This window comes from Agrococcus terreus (genome assembly GCF_014645235.1).
Classification (GTDB): Bacteria; Actinomycetota; Actinomycetes; order Actinomycetales; family Microbacteriaceae; genus Agrococcus; species Agrococcus terreus.
Genome location: NZ_BMLM01000001.1, coordinates 433,458 through 452,737, shown reverse-complemented (window position 1 = coordinate 452,737; position 19,280 = coordinate 433,458). Strand labels below are relative to the sequence as shown.

18 protein-coding genes are annotated in these 19,280 nt (G+C 73.7%); 4 read left to right on the top strand and 14 right to left on the bottom strand.

All coding sequences use genetic code 11. The annotated features are described in order from the left end of the window. Positions 1 to 68: 68 nt before the first annotated feature. From IEW90_RS02260 to IEW90_RS02235, 6 genes are all read right to left on the bottom strand, one after another. Positions 69 to 1,439: a flavin monoamine oxidase family protein gene (locus IEW90_RS02260; protein ID WP_188715615.1), complete on the bottom strand. Its 1,371-nt coding sequence runs from the start codon at positions 1,437 to 1,439 to the stop codon at positions 69 to 71. Positions 1,440 to 1,518: 79 nt separating this feature from the next. Continuing rightward, complete coding sequence (locus tag IEW90_RS02255; RefSeq protein WP_188715613.1) at positions 1,519 to 2,187, bottom strand: hypothetical protein; 669 nt, start codon at positions 2,185 to 2,187, stop codon at positions 1,519 to 1,521. A 25-nt stretch (positions 2,188 to 2,212) separates the two neighbouring features. Then, entirely contained in the window at positions 2,213 to 2,761 is a 549-nt protein-coding gene (locus IEW90_RS02250) for an amino-acid N-acetyltransferase (protein WP_188715611.1), read from the bottom strand. A 33-nt stretch (positions 2,762 to 2,794) separates the two neighbouring features. Next, positions 2,795 to 3,358: a dihydrofolate reductase family protein gene (locus IEW90_RS02245; RefSeq protein WP_188715609.1), complete on the bottom strand. Its 564-nt coding sequence runs from the start codon at positions 3,356 to 3,358 to the stop codon at positions 2,795 to 2,797. Between the two features lie 72 nt (positions 3,359 to 3,430). Then, entirely contained in the window at positions 3,431 to 5,659 is a 2,229-nt protein-coding gene (locus IEW90_RS02240; protein ID WP_188715607.1) for a bifunctional metallophosphatase/5'-nucleotidase, read from the bottom strand. Positions 5,660 to 5,832: 173 nt separating this feature from the next. After that, the gene (locus tag IEW90_RS02235; RefSeq protein ID WP_188715604.1) at positions 5,833 to 8,313 is read right to left on the bottom strand and encodes an ATP-dependent Clp protease ATP-binding subunit; all 2,481 of its coding nucleotides are present in this window, start codon (positions 8,311 to 8,313) and stop codon (positions 5,833 to 5,835) included. 195 nt (positions 8,314 to 8,508) lie between these two features. Between IEW90_RS02235 and IEW90_RS02230 the strand changes: the two genes are divergently transcribed. The 3 genes from IEW90_RS02230 to IEW90_RS02220 are packed head-to-tail and all read left to right on the top strand — an operon-like array spanning position 8,509 to position 10,664. Further along, positions 8,509 to 9,120, top strand: a complete 612-nt coding sequence (locus tag IEW90_RS02230) for a hypothetical protein (protein WP_188715603.1) — start codon at positions 8,509 to 8,511, stop codon at positions 9,118 to 9,120. Next, positions 9,120 to 9,374, top strand: a complete 255-nt coding sequence (locus tag IEW90_RS02225) for a helix-turn-helix domain-containing protein (RefSeq protein ID WP_188715601.1) — start codon at positions 9,120 to 9,122, stop codon at positions 9,372 to 9,374. The genes IEW90_RS02230 and IEW90_RS02225 overlap by 1 nt, the downstream gene beginning before the upstream one ends. 48 nt (positions 9,375 to 9,422) lie before the next feature. Then, a complete protein-coding gene (locus IEW90_RS02220) occupies positions 9,423 to 10,664 on the top strand; it encodes a CPBP family intramembrane glutamic endopeptidase (RefSeq protein ID WP_188715598.1) in 1,242 nt (413 codons plus the stop codon). 230 nt (positions 10,665 to 10,894) lie between these two features. Here IEW90_RS02220 and IEW90_RS02215 read toward each other — a convergent pair whose 3' ends face one another. From IEW90_RS02215 to IEW90_RS02190, 6 genes are all read right to left on the bottom strand, one after another. Then, positions 10,895 to 11,170 (bottom strand): hypothetical protein, encoded by a 276-nt coding sequence (locus IEW90_RS02215; RefSeq protein WP_188715596.1) that lies wholly within the window; start codon positions 11,168 to 11,170, stop codon positions 10,895 to 10,897. Between the two features lie 80 nt (positions 11,171 to 11,250). Continuing rightward, on the bottom strand, positions 11,251 to 12,987 hold the full coding sequence (lysS, locus tag IEW90_RS02210; RefSeq protein ID WP_229679453.1) for a lysine--tRNA ligase: 1,737 nt from the start codon (positions 12,985 to 12,987) through the stop codon (positions 11,251 to 11,253). 46 nt (positions 12,988 to 13,033) lie between these two features. Further along, on the bottom strand, positions 13,034 to 13,888 hold the full coding sequence (panC, locus tag IEW90_RS02205) for a pantoate--beta-alanine ligase (protein WP_188715595.1): 855 nt from the start codon (positions 13,886 to 13,888) through the stop codon (positions 13,034 to 13,036). A 54-nt stretch (positions 13,889 to 13,942) separates the two neighbouring features. Further along, complete coding sequence (locus IEW90_RS02200; protein ID WP_188715592.1) at positions 13,943 to 14,638, bottom strand: DUF2520 domain-containing protein; 696 nt, start codon at positions 14,636 to 14,638, stop codon at positions 13,943 to 13,945. After that, on the bottom strand, positions 14,635 to 16,575 hold the full coding sequence (locus tag IEW90_RS02195) for a PH domain-containing protein (RefSeq protein WP_188715589.1): 1,941 nt from the start codon (positions 16,573 to 16,575) through the stop codon (positions 14,635 to 14,637). The genes IEW90_RS02200 and IEW90_RS02195 overlap by 4 nt, the downstream gene beginning before the upstream one ends. Next, the gene (locus tag IEW90_RS02190) at positions 16,572 to 17,066 is read right to left on the bottom strand and encodes a PH domain-containing protein (RefSeq protein WP_188715578.1); all 495 of its coding nucleotides are present in this window, start codon (positions 17,064 to 17,066) and stop codon (positions 16,572 to 16,574) included. Before IEW90_RS02190 ends, IEW90_RS02195 begins: the two co-directional genes overlap by 4 nt. 117 nt (positions 17,067 to 17,183) lie before the next feature. Between IEW90_RS02190 and IEW90_RS02185 the strand changes: the two genes are divergently transcribed. Further along, positions 17,184 to 18,176 carry an LCP family protein gene (locus IEW90_RS02185; RefSeq protein WP_188715569.1) on the top strand — a complete coding sequence of 331 codons (993 nt, stop codon included), beginning with the start codon at positions 17,184 to 17,186 and terminating at the stop codon, positions 18,174 to 18,176. 134 nt (positions 18,177 to 18,310) lie between these two features. Here the strand turns inward: IEW90_RS02185 and IEW90_RS02180 are convergent, their stop codons facing one another. Both IEW90_RS02180 and folK read right to left on the bottom strand, forming a co-directional pair. Continuing rightward, complete coding sequence (locus IEW90_RS02180) at positions 18,311 to 18,790, bottom strand: DUF3180 family protein (protein ID WP_188715567.1); 480 nt, start codon at positions 18,788 to 18,790, stop codon at positions 18,311 to 18,313. Continuing rightward, on the bottom strand, positions 18,787 to 19,278 hold the full coding sequence (folK, locus tag IEW90_RS02175) for a 2-amino-4-hydroxy-6-hydroxymethyldihydropteridine diphosphokinase (protein WP_188717991.1): 492 nt from the start codon (positions 19,276 to 19,278) through the stop codon (positions 18,787 to 18,789). Before folK ends, IEW90_RS02180 begins: the two co-directional genes overlap by 4 nt. Positions 19,279 to 19,280 lie beyond the last annotated feature (2 nt).

The following is a 19,280-nucleotide window of genomic DNA, read 5'->3' as shown; positions in this document are numbered from 1 at the left end:
TCCTCGATCAGCGGAGGGTGACCGGCGGGCGGGGACGCGCGCTGCTCGCCCGGTGGGAGTGGGCGGGGCTACCGCAGCGACGCGAGCACGTCGTCGGCCGCCTGTCGCCCCGAGCGGATGGCGCCGTCGACGTGCTGGTAGCCGTGGCCCGCATAGTCGGAGCACGCCCAGTGGATCGGTCCGACGGGCTGCCGCTGGTCGGCGCCGTAGCGGTGGAGGCCACCGAGGTCGTAGCTCGCGGCGTAGGCGCCGCGCGTCCACTCCTCGCTCGCCCAGTCGCTCTCGTAGTAGACCGTCGGCGTGAGCGCCTCCGGGCCGAGGTAGCGCGCGATCGACGCGAGGATGCGCTCGCGCCGCTCCTCGTCGCTCCACCGGAACGCCTCGTCGGCGTGCTCGTCCGAGACGAAGCCGACGAGCGTGCCCCGCGGATCGTCGTGGTTCGTGTTGTCGTACAGCTCATGCACGAGCTCATCGGGCCCGAAGCCCGTGCCGGAGAGCCCCGCGTCGCGCCAGAACGGCCGCTCGTAGACGGCGTGCACCTTGATGACGAGGCCGAGCGAGAGGTGCTGGTGCAGCTGGTGCTGGCGGCGCGGCAGCGGCGGCTGCACGTCGATGCGGGTGATGAGGTTGGGCGGCACGGCGACGATGACGCGACGGCCGCGGGCGACCACGCCGTCGGCGACGACCACGACGCCGTCGTCGTCGCGCACGATCCGTCGCACGGGCGCGCCCAGGTGCACGGCGTCGCCGAGCGCCTCTGCCATCCGGATGCTGACGAGCTGCATCCCGCCGACGACGCGGCGGTCGAGGATCTCGTCCTCGTCGACGAGGTTGGCGAAGCCGTCGGCGCTCGCGGCCATGAGCAGCGCCTGCAGCGCCGAGAACGCGTGCGACGGCTTCGTGAGCATGGCCGGGCCGATGAACAGCGCCGCGAGGTGCGCGGCGGCCGCGTCGTCGGTCTGCTCCCGCAGCCACGCCTCGAACGAGACGGTGTCGAGCTCACGGGCGCGCGGGTGGTCCCACGGGGCATCCGGATCGACCTCGTGCGAGAGCGCGTCGATGTCGCCGATGAGGCGGTCGAGCTCGTCGACGGTGTCGGGGTCGATCGGGAAGTCGCCCTCGTAGCGCACGGCCTCGCCGTCGACGACGTAGACCGACTCGCCGGCGCGGTACCGCGGGAACGTGGTCAGGCCGAGCCGCTCGATCGTCTCGAGCAGCGCCGTCTGGTGCGGCGAGACCCACTGCCCGCCGAGCTCGAGCATCGCGCCGTCGACGGTGTCGGTCCACGTGCGGCCGCCCACGCGCCCGCGGGCCTCGAGGACGGCGACCGTGCGGCCCGCGTCAGCGAGCGCCGTCGCGGCGGCGAGCCCCGCCGGTCCGGCTCCGACGACCACGACGTCGACGTCGACTCCGACCTGCGTCGGCTGCTGCTCGCCCATGCGCACCTCCGGTGTGACACTGAGCCGATGTGACCCTGAGCCGATGTGACCCTGGGGCGAACCTACTCCGCGCCGCGCGTCAGCGGAGCGTGAACTGCGCGGGCGCCTGGCTCGTGAGCTCGCCCACCCGTACGACCAGCTCGTAGGTCGCGCCGCCGGCGGGCACCTGCGTCCGCTCGGAGCCGCAGGTCTCGGTCGAGGAGGCGGTGCGGTCCCACTCGATGGGCACGGTCGACTGCGGCGCGCCCGGCTCGAGCTGCACGACGTCGTCCTGCACGTCGGCCGCGCAGTCGGTGTAGCGGTGGACGACCTGGTCGCCCGAGCGGATCTCGTACTCCTGCTGCGACGTGCCGGCGTTCAGCGAGCATGCCGCGTCGCCCGTGTTCTCGATCGTGAACGACAGCTGCACGGGCTCGCCGCCCGCGTACTCGCCCTTGTCGGTCGCGGGGGTGATGCGCACCTGCTCGGCCGCGCACGGATCCGTCGGCGCGCCCGTGGGCGGCGGCGTGCCGCCGACGGGCGTGAACTGCTGCGTCGGCTCCGGGGTCGGCTCGGGCGCCTCGGAGGCGGCGGGCGAGTCGGTGGGCGCGGGCTGCGCGGCGGGCTCGCCGCCCTCCCACGGGCGCCACAGCAGCAGCACGAGCGCCGCGACGGCGACGATGGCGAGCAGCCCGAGGAGGGTGCGGCGCCGGCGCACGGCTGCGCGGCGCTTCGCGCTGGGCGCTCGGCCCGTCGTCCCCCTGGTCACCGATCCAGGGTAGGCGCGTCGGGGCTCAGAGCCGCTTCAGCATGCGCGTGTTGCCGAGGGTGTTCGGCTTCACGTGCGCCAGGTCGAGGAACTCGTGCACGCCGCCGTCGATCGAGCGCAGCAGCTCGCCGAAGATCTCGGGGCTCACGACCTGCTCGGCGACCTCGACGTAGCCGTGGCGGCCGAAGAACTCCGTCTCGAAGGTGAGGCAGAAGAGCCGGCTGAGGCCCAGGTCGAGCGCTCGCTGCTCGAGCGCGTCGAGCATCCGGTGGCCGACGCCGAGTCCCATGACGCCCTCCGCGACGGCGATGGTGCGCACCTCGCCGAGGTCCTCCCACAGCACGTGCAGCGCGCCGCAGCCGACGATCTCGCCGTCGCGCTCGGCGACCACGAACTCCTGCACCGCCTCGAAGAGGGTCACGAGCTCCTTGCCCAGCAGGATGCGTCGTCGCACGTACGGCTCGATGAGCTCGCGCATCGCGCGCACGTCGGAGGTGCGGGCGGCGCGCACGGTGACGGGCGCGGTCTGGGCGGTCTCGGCGGTCACGATCGACCAGCCTAACCACCGCCGCATCCGCGCCCTGAGCGGCACTCGCGCGCCCGCCGCTCAGGACGCGGGCGGCACCACCTCGTAGACGAGGCGCGCGAACTGCCCCGCCTGCCGCGCCTCGACGAGCCGCAGCCGGTCGGACCCGACGCGGCGCGGCAGCAGCGGCGCACCGCCCGGCAGCGCGACGGGCGCGACGGAGAGGCGGATCTCATCGAGCGCGCCCGCCTCGAGGAACTGCCCCACGAGGTCGCCGCCGCCGACGATCCACACGTCGCCCTCCCCCGCAGCCTCCCGGATGGCGGGCAGCGCGTCGGCCACGGGGCCGCGCACGAGCCGCACGTCGGCGCCCTCGGGCGCGGGCAGCGCGCGGGTGCTGAACACGAACACCGGGCGGTCGCCGTGGAACTCCGCCCATCGCTCCGGATGCGCGAGCAGGTCGCCCTCGCGGAGCAGCCACTCGTAGGTGCTCGACCCCTCGACGAGCACGGTGTGGCCCTGCGGCAGGAGGCTCGGGTCGGGCTCCGCCCCGCCCGGCACGGCGAAGAGCCAGGCGAGCGAGTGCTCGTCGTCGGCGAGGTGGCCGGTGATCGTGGTGGCCGTGTCGAAGAGGAAGCGCGTCACGGGGCGACGCTAGCGGCGGCCGCCCACGCCGACGGGGCCCCGAGGTGCGCCTCGGAGCCCCGTCGCGATGCGTCAGACGGCGCGCGGGTCGCCCTTGCCGCCCTTGCCCTTGCCCTGGTGGTCGTCGCCGAACACCGGGTGCGAGCCGCGGTCGAAGCCGCGACCCGGGTGGTCGTCGCCATGGACCGGGTGCTCGTCGCCGAACACCGGGTGACCGCCTCCGGGCGCCTCCGGCTCGGCGGCGGGGACGACCGTGACCTCGAACGGGATCGCGGTGCCGTTCTCGGCGCGCAGCGTGTACGTCTGCTCCGTCGCCTCGGCGCCGGTCGCACCCGGTGCCGTGGCGACCAGCTCGACCTGCGCGGTGGTCGACAGCGGAGCGCCGGTAGCGTCTGCGACGATCTCCACTGCGCCGGTGCCGATGACGGCCCCGGCGGCGTCCACGACCTCGACCGCGGCCGAGACCTCGGCGCCGAGCGAGCGGATGCGGTCGATCTGCGAGACCTCGAGGCTGAGCGCCGCGCCCTCCGCGACCGGCGCATCGGGGAGGCCCACCACGTCGACGTGCCGGACCGAGTAGTCGGGCGCGAGGCCGGGGTTGTCGCCCAGGTAGGCGAGCAGCGCGTCGAGGTCGACGAGGCCCGAGTCGCGCTCGTCGGTGCCCTCGGCGAAGGCCCAGAAGTTGTCGCCCGGCGTGCCGCCGTTGACGCCCATGAGGAACGATGCGCTCGCGACGCGGATCTCCTGGTCCGCCGCGACGGGCTCGCCGTCGATGCGGATGTCGCTCACGCGGTCGTCGAAGGCGCGCGAGGGGTCGGAGACGTAGGTGACGTTGTCGCTGAGGCCGAGCTGCAGGTAGGTGCGGCCGCTGGTGAGCGGCGTGCCGTCCGCGGTGCGCTGCCACTGCTGCTCGAGGAGCTCGTCGAGCTCCGCGCCGGTCATCGTGATCGTCCAGAGGTTGTTGATGAACGGCAGCATCGTGTTGGCCTCGGCGAGGCGGACGATGCCGTCCTGCGCCTCCGGCTCGGTCGCCGCGTAGAGCAGGCTGTCGCGCACGCCGCCAGGGTTGACGACGCCGATGTCGGCGCCGCCGCGGCCCTCGTCGGCGAGCTGGTCGCGGTACATGTTGGCCACGAGCTGGGCCGCGGTCGACTCCTCGCCGCGGTTGCCGTTCGACAGCGCGGGCACCGTGATCGGGCCCGAGATCGTGCCGACCTCGACGTTGCCGATGACGGCGGCCTGCTCGACCGCCGCGTCGACGATCGTCTGCACGGCCGCCGCGCGCGGGTGGGCGGCGACGAGCGAGTCGACCGATGCCGTGGTGCGCGCGTGGTTCGTGAGCGCCTCGACCGAGACGTCGCCGCTCTCGCGGTCGACGGCGAGCACGACCTGGCCGACGAGGTTCGAGTACTCGTTCGACTGCACCACGGGGCGCGTGGCGCCCGCGACGCCCGGGACGGGCGCGAGCCACGAGTACGTGCGGTGCGTGTGGGCGTTGAAGATGACGTCGACGTCGGCCGAGAGGCCCGTGACGATCTCGCCGAACGGGCCGCCCGCGGCTGCGTCGGCGCCGAGCGCCGCCTGCTGCTCGGCCTGCGGCGCGTTGGTCGCGAGCTGGATCTGCGAACCCTCGTGGATCTCGGCGACGATGACGTCGGCCTCGCCGTTGGCGGGGTCGCCGTCGGTCAGCTCGGCCGCGACGGCGTTGACGGCCTCGACGGGGTCGCCGAACTCGACGCCGACGATGCCGGCGCCGTCGACGAGGCTCGGGGTCTGCTCGGTGACGGCGCCGATGACGCCGACCGTGATGCCGTCGACCTCGAAGGTCTCGTAGGCGGGCCCGATGGGAGCGCCGTCGAGCGTGACGTTCGCCGACAGGTAGGGGAAGTCCGCGAGCGCGTCGACGCGACCGGTGAGGTCGTCGACGCCGCGGTCGAACTCGTGGTTGCCGACGGCGGCCGCGTCGACCTCGAGCGCGTTGAGCACCTCGATCGAGGGCTCGTCGTCCTGCGACGCGGAGGTGAAGTTCGAGGCGCCGATGTTGTCGCCGCCCGAGAGCAGCAGCGAGCTGTCCGGGTAGTCGGCGCGCAGCTGCTCGACCGTGCCGGCGAACTGCACCGTCTGCGTCCGGTCGAGGCGGCCGTGGAAGTCGTTGAAGTGGAGCAGGTTGACGACCGCCGTGGTCGCCGGATCGACGGTGATCGGGGCGGCGCTGGCCGTCGCCGGGGCGACGAGCAGGCCTGCCGCGACCGCGCAGGCGGCGCCGGCCGCGAGCGTTCGCTTCTTCGCGTGCGTGTTCACTGGTTCTCCGATGCAGGTGACGGGACGGCGCGCTCGTGGCGCACCGCTCTCGACCCTACGGACCGGCGATGCATCGCGGAACCCCCGTCCGTTGCATCCGGGTGAACGGATGGTGACGATCGGTCCGGACAGCACGAAGGGCCCCCGCAGGGGCCCCTCGTGGTGCGGTCGGATCAGGCGTCGGCCGGCTCGAGCGCCGGCTCGTGCGGCTCCGGGCTCGTGTGGGTGAACACGAACTGCTCGTCGACGTAGTCGACGGTCACGTGCTCGCCCGAGCCCAGCTCGCCGTGCAGGATCTTCTCGCTGAGCACGTCCTCGACCTCGTGCTGCACCGCGCGCCGCAGCGGCCGGGCGCCGAGCGCCGGGTCGAAGCCGATGTGGATCAGGCGCTTCTTGGCCGCCTCGGTGAGCTCGATCGTCATGTCGCGGTCGAGCATCCGCTCGGCCAGGCGCTTGACGAACAGGTCGACGATCTGCAGGAGCTCCTCGCCCGAGAGCTGCGGGAACACGATCGTCTCGTCGACGCGGTTCAGGAACTCCGGCTTGAAGTTGCGCTTCAGCTCCTCGCGGACCTTCGCGCGCATCCGCTCGTAGTCGCCCTCGGTCGAGCCCTCCAGCACGAAGCCGACGGGGCCGCCGGCGATGTCCTTCGTGCCGAGGTTCGTCGTCATGATGATGACGGTGTTCTTGAAGTCGACCACGCGGCCCTGGCCGTCGGTGAGGCGGCCCTCCTCGAGGATCTGCAGCAGCGAGTTGAAGATGTCGGGGTGGGCCTTCTCGATCTCGTCGAAGAGCACCACCGAGAACGGCTTGCGCCGCACCTTCTCGGTGAGCTGGCCGCCCTCCTCGAAGCCGACGAACCCGGGAGGGGCGCCGAAGAGCCGCGAGACGGTGTGCTTCTCGCTGAACTCCGACATGTCGAGCGAGATGAGGGCGTCCTCGTCGTCGAACAGGAACTCCGCGAGCGCCTTGGCGAGCTCGGTCTTGCCGACGCCCGTGGGGCCGGCGAAGATGAACGACCCCGAGGGGCGCTTCGGGTCCTTGAGCCCGGCGCGCTGGCGACGGATGGTCTTCGACAGCACCGCGATCGCCTCGTCCTGGCCGATGACGCGCTGGTGCAGCGCCTTCTCCATGAAGATGAGGCGGGCCGACTCCTCCTCGGTGAGCTTGAACACCGGGATGCCGGTCGCGTTCGCGAGCACCTCGGCGATCACGCCCTCGTCGAGCACGCCCGTGGGGCCGCCGTTGCCGGAGCGCCACTGCTTCTCGGTGCGGAGGCGCTCGCCGAGCAGCTCCTTCTCCTCGTCGCGCAGGCGCGCCGCGGCCTCGAAGTCCTGGCCCTCGATCGCGGCCTCCTTGCGGGTGCGCACGTCGGCGATCCGCTCGTCGAACTCGCGGAGCTCGGGCGGGGCCGAGAGGATCGACAGGCGCAGGCGCGCGCCGCCCTCGTCGATCAGGTCGATCGCCTTGTCGGGCAGGAAGCGGTCCTGCACGTAGCGATCGGCGAGGTTGGCGGCGGCGACGAGCGCGCCGTCGGTGATCGTGACCTTGTGGTGCGACTCGTAGCGGTCGCGAAGGCCCTTGAGGATGTTGATCGTGTGGGCGACCGACGGCTCGTTCACCTGGATCGGCTGGAAGCGGCGCTCGAGCGCGGCATCCTTCTCGAAGTGCTTGCGGTACTCGTCGAGCGTCGTGGCGCCGATCGTCTGCAGCTCGCCGCGCGCGAGCAGCGGCTTGAGGATGTTGGCCGCGTCGATCGCGCCCTCGGCCGCGCCGGCGCCGACGAGGGTGTGGATCTCGTCGATGAAGGTGATGATGTCGCCGCGCGTGCGGATCTCCTTCGTCACCTTCTTGAGCCGCTCCTCGAAGTCGCCGCGGTAGCGGCTGCCCGCGATGAGCGAGCCGAGGTCGAGCGTGTAGACCTGCTTGTCCTTGAGCGTCTCGGGCACCTCGCCCTTGACGATCGCCTGCGCGAGGCCCTCGACGACGGCGGTCTTGCCGACGCCGGGCTCGCCGATGAGGACGGGGTTGTTCTTGGAGCGGCGCGAGAGGATCTGCATGACCCGCTCGATCTCCTTCTCACGGCCGATGACCGGGTCGAGCTTGCCGTCGCGGGCGGCCTGCGTGAGGTTGCGCCCGAACTGGTCGAGGATCTGCGAGCCCTTGGCGTCGGACTGCTGCGTCTGCTCGCCGCCGACCGCCGTGGTCTCCTTGCCCTGGTAGCCGGCGAGGAGCTGGTTGACCGTCTGGCGCACGCGGTTGAGGTCGGCGCCCAGCTTCACGAGCACCTGGGCGGCGACGCCCTCGCCCTCGCGGATGAGGCCGAGCAGCACGTGCTCGGTGCCGATGTAGTTGTGGCCCAGCTGCAGCGCTTCGCGCAGGCTCAGCTCGAGCACCTTCTTGGCGCGCGGCGTGAACGGGATGTGCGACGTGGTCTGCTGGCTGCCGGTGCCGATCATGTCCTGCACCTGCGCGCGCACGGCGTCGAGCGAGATGCCCAGCTGCTCCAGCGCCTTGGCGGCGACGCCGTCGCCCTCGTGGATGAGGCCGAGCAGGATGTGCTCGGTGCCGATGTAGTTGTGGTTGAGGAGCTTCGCCTCCTCCTGCGCGAGCACAACGACTCGGCGGGCGCGGTCCGTGAACCTCTCGAACATCGCTGCCTCCCTTCCTTGCTTGCGAGCGTAGCCCCGGGCTCGGCGGGCCCGCGCGCGTGTTCGCTGTCGGCGCGACGCGCGGCGTCACGCGGGCCGCGGGGACGGACCTTGCGCACGACCGCCGCGGCGCATATCGTTCTTCGATACCAACGATCATCGATATGCGATGATCGCAACCGACGCCGGGAGGCCACCATGGACGCCACCGCTCCCCTCGCCGACGCCCGACCGCGCGGCGGCGACCTGGTGCTCGTCCACGTCGTGCGCGCCGTCGCGCTGCTCGCGCTGGTGGCGCACCTCGCGGCCGCCGCCCTCGCGCTCGTCGTGCCGCTCGCGCAGGGATGGATCGGGGTGCCGGCGATGGTCGAGGCCCGCATGCCCTCGGGCCAGGGCATCGAGGTCGCGCCCGCGCAGGCCTGGGTCGAGACGACGGTGACCGTGCTGGACGCGCCCGGCTGGCTCGCGGCGCTCGTCGTCGGCGCCGCTGTGGTGGGCGTGGCCGGCGGGCTCGTCGTGCTCGCCGGCGTGGCTTGGCTGGCGCATCGGATGCTGCGCGGCGCCCCGTTCGCGGCGAGCGCGCGCGGCGCCCTCGCGGCGATCGCGATCGGCGTCATGCTCGTCTCCCTGATCGCGCCGGCGCTCCGCGGGCTCGCCAGCACCTCCGCGATGCCGCTGCTCGGCAGCGGCTACGGCGCCGTCTCGTCGCTCGACCTCGCCGCGATGCTCCTCCTGCTCGTGATCCTCGCGCTCATGGTCGCCTTCCGCATCGGCGAGCGGATGCAGCACGACGTCGGCGGCCTGGTCTGATGCCGGCCGAGGAGGACGCGGAACGGGTGCACTGCCGCCTCGACGAGCTGCTCGAGGCGCGCGGGATGACGCTCACGCAGCTGGCCGAGGCCGTGGGCGTCAGCGTCGTCAACCTCTCGGTGCTGAAGAACGACCGGGCCCGCGCCATCCGCTTCTCGACGCTCGTGGCGGTCTGCGATGCGCTGGGCTGCCAGCCCGGCGACCTGCTCGTCGTCACACCGGATGCGCAGGCCGCCCATGGGGGCGCCGGATAGCCTCGGCGGGAGCGCCGCCGGTGGGCGCGACGGAGGGGTGAGCGCACGATGAGCTGGAGCGGGCCGCAGGGGCAGCCGCACGACGGGCAGCCGCAGGATGCGCGGCAGCCGTGGCAGGCGCCGCAGGGGTGGCAGCCGCAGCAGCCGCAGGGATGGCAGCCGTACCCGGTCCAGCAGCCGCACCAGGACCAGCCGTGGAAGGCGCCGGTCGGCGCACCGCCCGCCGGCGGGTACGCCGGCCCCGGCTGGACCCCGTACGGCGCGCCCGCCGCCCCCCCGGCGCCGCAGAAGCCGGCGCTCCTCGCCGCAGCGCTCCCCGCGCCCGAGCAGGTCTACGCGCAGGCGCTGCGCCCGCTGCCGAGGCGCACGGGCCGCTGGTTCCTCGCGTGGGCGATCGCGATCGGCTTCTTCTTCGGCGGCCAGATCGTCGCCGGCGCGCTCCTCATGCCCGCGCTCGTGGACGCCATGCTCTCGGCCGGCCCCGCGCAGCTGCAGGACCCGAGCGCCGCGACCGAGCTCGTCCTCGAGGCCGTCGCATCGCCGCTCGGCATGCTCGGCGTGAACCTCTCGTGGGCCGCGATGATCCCCGGCGCGATCGTCGCGACCGCCGCGTTCGGCCCGCGCGCCGCCGGCTACGCGTCGAGCGTCGTCGGCCGCTGGCGCTGGGGCCTCGTCGGCCGCTCCGCCATCGTGATCGTGCCGATCTTCGCGCTCTACATCGGCCTCTCGCTCTCGATGGACCGCTCGATCGAGTGGACGTGGGACCCGAACTGGGCGCTCGTGGCGATCGTGCTGCTCACGACGCCGCTGCAGGCGACGGGCGAGGAGTTCGCGTTCCGCGGCTTCCTCACGCAGATGCTCGGCGGCTGGATCCGGAACCCGTGGGCGGCGTCCCTCATCACCGGCGCGGGCATCGGCCTGCTCTTCGGGCTCGCGCACGGCCACACCGCCATCTCGGCCACGCTGCAGCTCGCGCTCGTCGGCTTCGCCTGCTCGATGCTGACCTTCCGGACCGGCGGGCTCGAGGCCGCGTCGGTGCTGCACACGGCGAACAACGTCTTCATCATGGTGCCGCTCGCCCTCACGGGGCAGTCGGCCTTCTCGGCGCAGCCGGTGGCGGGCGAGGACTGGCTCTCGCTCGGCCTCGCGGCACTCGCCCTCGGCCTCGCGTACGCGGCCGTGCACTTCACGATGCCGCGCGCGCAGCGGCGCACCTCGGGTGCGCCGGGCGCCGAGCTGCTGCTGCCGCAGCCGCGGCTCGCGCCGCCCGTGGCGGTGCCGACGAGCTAGCCGACCACGGCGCGAGCGGTGCCGGACGCCCCGAGCGTCCGAGCGGTCGCCCGCGCTCCAGCATCCCGTCGAGCGGTCGCTCACGCACCCTGTCGAGGCCTCATGCGCGCCGTGCGCGACCGCTCGACGGTGCGACTCGACGCAGACGACCGCTCGGCGGCGCGGTTCGACGAAGGGGACCGCTCGGCCACTCGCGCGCGCCGCTCGAAGATGCTCGTCGGCCGCCGATGTCAGGCAGAGGGGCGGGGCGGCTCGCCGGACCCGTCGGCGTCGGGCGACGGGACCGATGCGCCAGGGGCCGACGCGGGCGCGGCCGCCCGGGCGCCGGGCCGCTCGCGCGGCGGCAGGCCGGCCTTCGCGCGCTCCTCGGCCTCGAGCGCGTCGTACTCGCGACGCGCGGTGCGGTCGCCGCGGATGATGAAGCGCAGCACCATCCAGAAGATGAGGCCGAGCACCACCGTCGGGACGAGCGAGAAGATCGCGTTCCCCCACCAGCTCTCGGGCATGCCTCCAGGGTACCCGTGCGATGCGGCGCCCGCGCCCGCCTCCGGCGCGCGGAGGGCGACCGCGAGCGCCCCGCGCGGCCTCAGGCGGTGAGGAGGGCGCGCACGCGCTCGCTGCCGATCGCGAGCAGCAGCGTGGGGATGCGCGGTCCGGTCTCGCGGCCGACGAGCAGGCGGTAGAGCAGCGCGAAGAACGCGCGCTGGGCGCCCGAGAGCTCCTTGTCGCCCTTCACGATCGCGTCGGGCTCGAGGCCTCGCTGCACCTTGGCGACGCCGTAGACCTGGTTCGTGAGCCCGTCGAGCGTCCACGCCTCGTCGATCGCGGGCAGGCCGCCGCCGCCCTCGAGCAGCAGGTGCAGCGCCTCGCGCTCCGAGTCGGTGAGCTCGCCGAGCGCCTCGACGTCGGGCTCGGCCCGCACGACCGTGTGCTCGTCGGCCGGCATGTGCGTGGCGACCCACGCCTCCACCTTCGTCAGGCGCGGCCGCAGCGGCTCGAGGTCGTCGAGCGGCTGGTCGTCGAGGCCGCGGAGGATGCGCAGCACCTGCGCCTCGTCGCCGAACGTGATGTCGACGACGGAGGCGAGCGTGCGGAACGCGACGCGGCGCGGGGTCTCCTGGAGCCGCTCGTGCGCGGTGCCGAGGGCCCGCTCGAGCGCGGCGAGGTCGGCGGCCTGCGCCGTGCCGGCGTCGACCTTGCGGGCGAGCGCGTCCCACTCGTCGTAGGTGCGCTGCAGCTCGGAGCCGAAGGCCACGTCGAACGACTGGTTCATGCGGCGGCGGGCGTAGAGCCAGCGCAGCACCGGTCCCTCCATGACGCGAAGCGCGTCGAGGGTGTCGGGGGCGCCGCCGCGCGACGACGACATCTTGGCGACGCCGCCGAAGCCGACGAACGCGTACATCGGGCCGAGCGGCCGCTCCCAGCCGAACACGGGCGCGAGCTGCAGCCCGACCTGGAACGACGAGCCGGGCGACTGGTGGTCGACGCCCGAGGGCTCGAAGACGACGCGCTCGTAGGCCCAGCGCATCGGCCAGTCGACCTTCCACACGAGCTTGCCCGAGCGGAACTCTCGCAGCAGCACCGTCTCGCGGTGCCCGCACTGGCACGAGTAGGTCATCTCGGTCGAGTCGTCGTCGTACGCCTCGATCGTCGTGAGGTCCTTGCCGCACGCCGTGCAGTACGGCTTGTACGGGTAGTACTCGCGGCCGCCGGAGCCGTCGTCCTCGGTCGCGGCGCCGGAGCCGGCGTCGAGCGCCGCCTGCAGCGCCTCGTCCTCGTCCTTCGCGGCGGGGAGGGTGCGGTACTGGGCGAGGATCGCGTCGATCTCGGCGCGGTGGCGCATCGCGTGCAGGATCTGCTCGGTGTAGGCGCCGGCGCGGTACTGCTCGGTCTGGCTGATGCCGCGGTAGCGGATGCCGAGGGCGGCGAAGCCCTCCTCGGCGCGGGCGCGGAAGTGCGCGGCCCACGACCCGTGCTCGGATCCGGGAGGCGCGGGCACGCTCGTGAGCGGCTTGCCGATGTGCTCGGCCCAGGTCTCGTCGACGCCGTCGATGCCGGCGGGCACCTTGCGGAAGCGGTCGTAGTCGTCCCAGCTGATGATGTGCTCGGCGTCGACGCCGCGCCGCTGCAGCTCGTCGGCGACGAGGTGCGGGGTCATGACCTCGCGGAAGTTGCCGAGGTGGATGACGCCCGAGGGCGACAGGCCGGAGGCGGCGATGGGCTTCGTGCCGCGGCGCTCGGCCTCGGCGATCACCTCGTCGGCGATGCGCGACACCCAGTCGGCGCGGTCGTGCTCCAGCTGCGTCTGCTCGGCGTCCGTCACGGGATCCGATCCTACCGAGGCCGCCGCCCCTGCCTGCCGGCGCGGGTCAGGGGATGGTGAAGCGGGCGTTGTCGATGAGGCGCACGTCGCCCACGCGCGCGGCGACGAGCACCTGCACCGGGCCGTGGTGGTGCTCGCCGGCGCCGAGGAAGGTCCGCGGGTCGACGATCGCGACGTAGTCGAGCCGCACCCCGGACTCCCCCTGCAGCACGCCCTGCGCCGCGGCGAGCATCGCCTCGACGCCGCGGTCGGCCGCGGCGCCCGCGGCCTCGAGCGCGCGCGAGAGGGCGAGCGCGTCCTGCCGGTCGGTGCCCTGCAGGAAGCGGTTGCGGCTCGAGAGGGCAAGGCCGTCGTCCTCGCGGACCGTCGGCACGCCGATGACCTCCACCGGGAGGTCGAGGTCGCGCACCATGCGGCGCACGAGGAAGAGCTGCTGCGCGTCCTTCTCGCCGAACGCGGCGATGTCGGGCTGCACGATCGAGAGCAGCTTCGCGACCACGGTGAGCACGCCGTCGAAGTGCCCCGGGCGGCTGCGCCCCTCGAGCACCATGCCGAGACCGCCCGCCGTCACGAGCGTGGCCGAGCGGCCGCCGTCCGGGTACATCTCCTCGACCGACGGCATGAAGACCGCCTCGACGCCGAGCGCCTCGAGCCGCTCCGTGTCGGCCTCCGGCGTGCGCGGGTAGCGGCCGAGATCCTCGTGCGGACCGAACTGCATCGGGTTGACGAAGACGGAGGCGATGACGAGGTCGGCGTGCTCGAGCGCGGTCTCGACGAGCGAGACGTGGCCGGCGTGGAGCGCCCCCATCGTGGGCACGAGGCCGACGCGGCGCCCCTCGGCGCGGGCGCGCTGCACGAGCGCGCGGACGTCGTCGATCGTCGTCAGGACCTGGATGGGCATGGTGCCAGCGTACGGCGGCGCCGGGCGCGGCCAGGACGCGCGGCGGATGCGGCCCTACGGCTCGAGCGGCGGGTCGGGGTGCTTCGCGAGCGCCGCCTCGACGGCGCTGCGCACGACGCCGCCCAGCACGCGCGCGGGGCGCTCGACGCCGATCTCGGCGAGCTGCCGCAGCGCCTGGGCGACGACGCCGGCGGCGAACTCGCCGGCCGCGGCGACCGCCTCGGCGTACGCGGGGCGGTCGGCCTCGTCGACGACGATCGGCTCGGCGCCCATCTCGACGGCGAGCGCCTGCCCGATCGGCAGCACGGGCCCGGGCGCGGTGACGGCGACGGTCGACTCGACGAGCCGCGCGAGGTCGATGGAGGTGCCCGTGAACGACATCGCCGGGTGCAGCGCGATGGGGATCGCGCCGCGCTCGACGGCGGGGCGCAGCACGTCGACGCCGTGCTCGGCGGCGGTGTGCACGACGATCTGGCCGGGCTGCCACGCACCCGTCGACGCGAGGCCGGCGACGAGGCCGGGCAGCTCCGCGGTGGGCACGGCGAGCAGCACGAGCTCAGCGCGCTCGACGATCGTGGGCGCATCGAGCAGCAGCACGCCCGGCAGGATCGCCTCGGCGCGCTCGACCGCGTCGGCGCCGGTCGCGTCGATGCCGACGATCGCGTGGCCCGCGCCGGCGAGCGCGGCGCCGAGCACCGGGCCCACGCGGCCCGCGCCGATGATGCCGACGCCGAGCCTGCCGGGCTTCACGCCTCGCCGCCGTCGTGGCGCCGCGCCTGCTGCTCCGGGGGCTGCTCGGGCCGGCGCCAGGGCTCCGCCGCGGGCGTCTGCGGCGCCTGCTGGGCCGGAGGCCGCCAGGGGCGCGGCTCCGGCGCCTGCTGCGGCCACGGCTGCGGCGCGCTGCCATGCTGCTGCGGTGCGGGCCACTGCTGCGGCGCGGCGTGCGCCGGCGCCGCGAGCGGCCCGGGAGCGGCGAGCCCGTCCTGCACCGCCGGTGCGGTCTCCAGCACCGCGTGGCGCGCGACCGACGCGGCCCACGACTCCGACCCATCCCGGTCGATCGCGGCCTTCACCGTGCGCAACGCGTGGTCGAAGAGGAGGCCAGCGTCGCGCTGGTCGAGCGCGCCGATCGACGGCGAGAGCACGCCGCCGGGCACGTGGAGCTGCACGCGGGCGAGCCGCGCGGCGCCGTAGATCGGCCCCTGCGAGACCGCCGCCGACTGCACGCGCGCCTGCGGCACGATCTGCAGCGAGCGCCAGATGCGGCCGGTGCGCAGCAGGAACGCCGCCTCGTGCACGTGGAAGCCGTTGCGCCGCACGGAGAACCAGCGGAAGGCCCGTGCGCGCGGCGGGCTGACGATGAACGCGTCGGGCGCCCGCCCGAAGAGGCCCTGGTCGACGAGCGGCGAGCGCGCGAGCTCGGGCAGCACGAGGCCGATCACCGCGCGCACGTCGCGGAGGTCGCCCACGGGCAGGAGGTAGCTCGCCATCTGGCCGCTCTGCCCGCCCTGGCCGGAGCCGTCGGCGGTCTGCTTGCCGGCGCGCGTGAACGTCACCTGCCACCACCCGAAGGGGCGCCACAGCAGCGGCTGCTTCACCTGCAGGCCGAAGATGCGGCCAGGCGGCAGGATCTCGGTGGTCGTGGAGGCGAGGCCGTACGCGAGCCGGATGCCGTCGGGCGTCGCGGCGATCGAGTAGCGGAGCTTCGCCGAGAGCGCCCGCACGCCGGCGGCGAAGAAGCCGATCGCGGCGGGCAGCAGGGCGAAGATCGCCCAGAACTGCTGGAAGCCGACGACGAGCACGAGCACGCCGATCGTGTACGCGATCGCGCCCGCGATCCAGCCGTCGAGCAGCGACGACGCGATCACGCGGCCGATGCCGATCCGCACGAGCGAGTCGGGCGCGAGGTGCGAGATCTCGGCATCGGGGCGCAGGAGGTCGTCGACGATGCCGCCGCCGGCGCGGCGCTGGGCGGCCATCCGGTCGGCCTCGTGGGTCGAGCGGCCGGAGGCGCGGTTGAGGATCTCGGTGCGCAGCGCATCGGCGAGCGACGAGTGGAGGTAGTTGAGGTCGACGTTCGAGTCGCTGCCGGCCTGCTGGATCTCGAACTTGCAGGCGCCGAACAGGCGGGCGAACCAGGGCTTCTGCACGTTGATGCCCTGGATGCGGTTGAGGGGCGCGCGTCGGTGCTTGCGCACGAAGATGCCCTGCTGCACCTCGACCTGGTCGCCCGTGATCCGGAACCGGTGCACGCGCCACGACAGCCACGACAGCAGCACGCCGACGACGACGACCACGAGCAGGCCGATGAGCACCCAGAGGAGCTGCGCGATGACGAAGTCGCCGAACTCGTCCTCGACCGCGCCCTCCGCCCACTCGGGCGGCACGAACAGGCCGATGAGACGGTCGCGGAAGATCGAGAACAGGACGCCGACCAGGATGACGAACGACAGCCCGCCGCGCAGGAACGGCGTCGCCGGGTGCAGGCGGTGCCACTCGCCGTCGGCGAGCTCGACCGCCTTCGCGCGCGCCGTCGTGGCGGGCGCGGGTGCCGAGCCGGGCTGCTGCGGCTGCGGCTGCTGCGGCTGCTGCTGCGACCACGGCGCGCCCGCACCGGCCCCGGGTGCCGGCTGCTGCGGCCAGGGCTGGTGCTGCTGCGGCCCGCCGTGCTGGTGGCCGTCGGTCACAGCCCCGCCCGCCTCGACTCGGAGACGGCGACGAGCCGATCGCGCAGCTCCTCGGCGGAGTCGCCGGGCATGCCGGGGATCGCGATCGCGCTCGTGGCGGCCGCGGTGACGAACTTCAGGCTCTTGAGGCCGAACATCCGCTCGATCGGGCCCTGCGTGATGTCGACCACCTGCATGCGGCCGTACGGCACCGCCACGAAGCGGCGGAAGAGCATGCCGCGGCGCACGAGGAGGTCGTCGCCGCGCTCGAGCCAGCCGATGGTGCGCGTCCGCAGGAAGGCGAACACCACGCCGACGACCGCGAGCACCGCGGCGCCGACGGCCGGCAGCCACGCCCACAGCGGCAGGTCGCCGTCGAAGACGAACCAGAGCGGCACGGTCGCGCCGACGCCGATCACCGCCCAGGTGATGACACCGCCGATCGACTCGACCCAGGCGTAGCGCATGCTGATGCGCTGCCATGCCCCGGTGACGTCCAGGCGCTCGCTCACGGTGCCTCCAAGCTGTGCGGCGGAGCCGTGCGGGCCGGTGCCCGACGGCCGCGTCCCAGGCTAGTGCTCGGGCCTGGGAGCACGGGGCGCGCCAGGCGGCTGTGGGATGCTGGCGGCGTGAGCGTCGAGACCCCCAAGCGCAAGAAGCACGTCGGCCGTTGGATCTCGGCGGGCGTCGTCGGCGTCGTCGTGCTGGCCCTCCTCGCCGCCATCGGCTGGTACTTCCTGCGGATCGCCCCCTCGGTGGACCAGGTCGAGGCGATCGAGACCGCCTTCCCCGAGGAGTCGCTCCGCCCCACCGAGAACCCGGAGTCCGCCGACGCCGTCAACGTGCTCCTGCTCGGCAGCGACTCGCGGGCGCAGGACGGGTCGCTGCTCACCGGTCTCGGCGACCGCGCCGACACGATCCTCGTGGCGCACATCCCCCCGGACCGCGGCACCGTGCAGATCATGTCGATCATGCGCGACTCCTGGGTGGAGATCCCCGGCCACGGCATGTCGAAGGTCAACGCGGCGCTGTCGCTGGGCGGCGTGCCGCTGATGGTGCAGACGGTGGAGGGCATCATCGACCAGCGGGTCGACCACGTGGCCATCATCGACTTCGACGGGTTCGAGAACCTCACCACGGAGCTCGGCGGCGTGACCCTCCGCAACGACATCGCCTTCTCGTACCACGGCTACGACTACCCGGCGGGCGACATCACGGTCGAGGGCGAGGAGGCGCTCATCTACGTGCGCGCCCGGTACCCCTTCTCGGACGGCGACTACCAGCGCGTCTACAACCAGCGCGCGTTCCTGCGCGGCGCGTTCGACCAGCTCATGACACGCGAGAACCTCACGAACCCCGACCGCATGGCCGACCTCTTCGCATCGATCTCGCCGTACATCGCGACGTCGGACACGTTCTCGCTGCCGTTCGTGCTGGGGCTCGCCCCGAGCATCGCGCAGCTGGACTCCTCGGACATCCGCACCTTCACGATGCCGACGCTCGGCACCGGCATGGAGGGCAGCCAGTCGGTCGTCTACGTCAACTGGGACGGCGTCGAGGAGATCCGCGCAGCCTTCGACGAGCAGTCGATGACGGGCTTCGAGCCCGCGCCCGAGAGGTAGGCCGCCGAGCGCCAGCGATCGCGCCGCGGCCGCACATGTGCAGGAACCGGCCGTTCTGACGCGCTCAGAGCAACCCCTTCCTGCACATGTGCGGGTCGCACCGGCGTGCGTGGGGGCGGTGCGGGCAGAGGCGGTCAGCCGGCGGAGGGCGTCGGCTCGGCGCCGCGGGCGCGGGCGTCGTCCTCGTCGTCGGGCGGCAGCACGCACCAGTGCTCGGCCACGAGCCCGGCCACGAGCTGCAGCAGCGAGCCGCCGGCCACGAGCGCGAGCGCGAGCACCGCGTCGCCGGCGACGACCGCGCGCGAGGCGAAGAACGCGAGCGCGCCGAGCGCGGCGCCGAGCAGCAGCGCGCCGACGAGGGCGGATGCCTTGGCCAGGCCCAGCACGCCCGTCGCGTGGCGGTCGTCGATGCGTCGCTTGCCGCGCGCCGCCTGCCGCACCGGCCAGGCGATGAGGAGCAGCGCGCCCGCGAGCACGGCGAGCGCGGGGCCGAGCGTGAGCGGCGGCACGATCGCGACGCGGCCGCTCATGACGAGCGACGCCTCGAGCATCCACACCGCCCCGCCGCCGATGAGCGCCGCGGCGACGAGCGCCGTCGCGGTCGTCCGCTTCACGCGAGCCTCCAGGCGTCTCCGTCCGCGTACTCCGCCAGCTCGGCGATCGGCCCGTGGCCCGGGAGCGACGCGCGAGGATCGAGCTCGAGCCAGGGCTGCAGCACGAACTGCCGCTCGTGCGCGCGCGGGTGCGGCACGATCAGATCGTCGCTCGCGTGCACGAGCTGGCCGATGGCGACGACGTCGATGTCGATCGTCCGGCTGCCGAACCGCTCCTCGCGCACGCGGCCGAGCGCGTCCTCGACCGCGTGGAGCGCGTCGAGCAGGTCGTCGGCGGCGAGCACCGTGCCGACGATGACCACGATGTTCGCGTAGTCCGGCGAGAGCCCCTCGCCGTCGGGATGCCAGGACGGCGACTCCCAAGTGCTCGAGCGCTCGAGCACGCGGATGCCGTCGATCGCGTCGAGGGCGCGGACGGCGGCGTCGAGGGTCGCGACGCGGTCGCCGAGGTTCGAGCCGAGCGAGAGCACCGCGCGGTGCTCGGCCATGA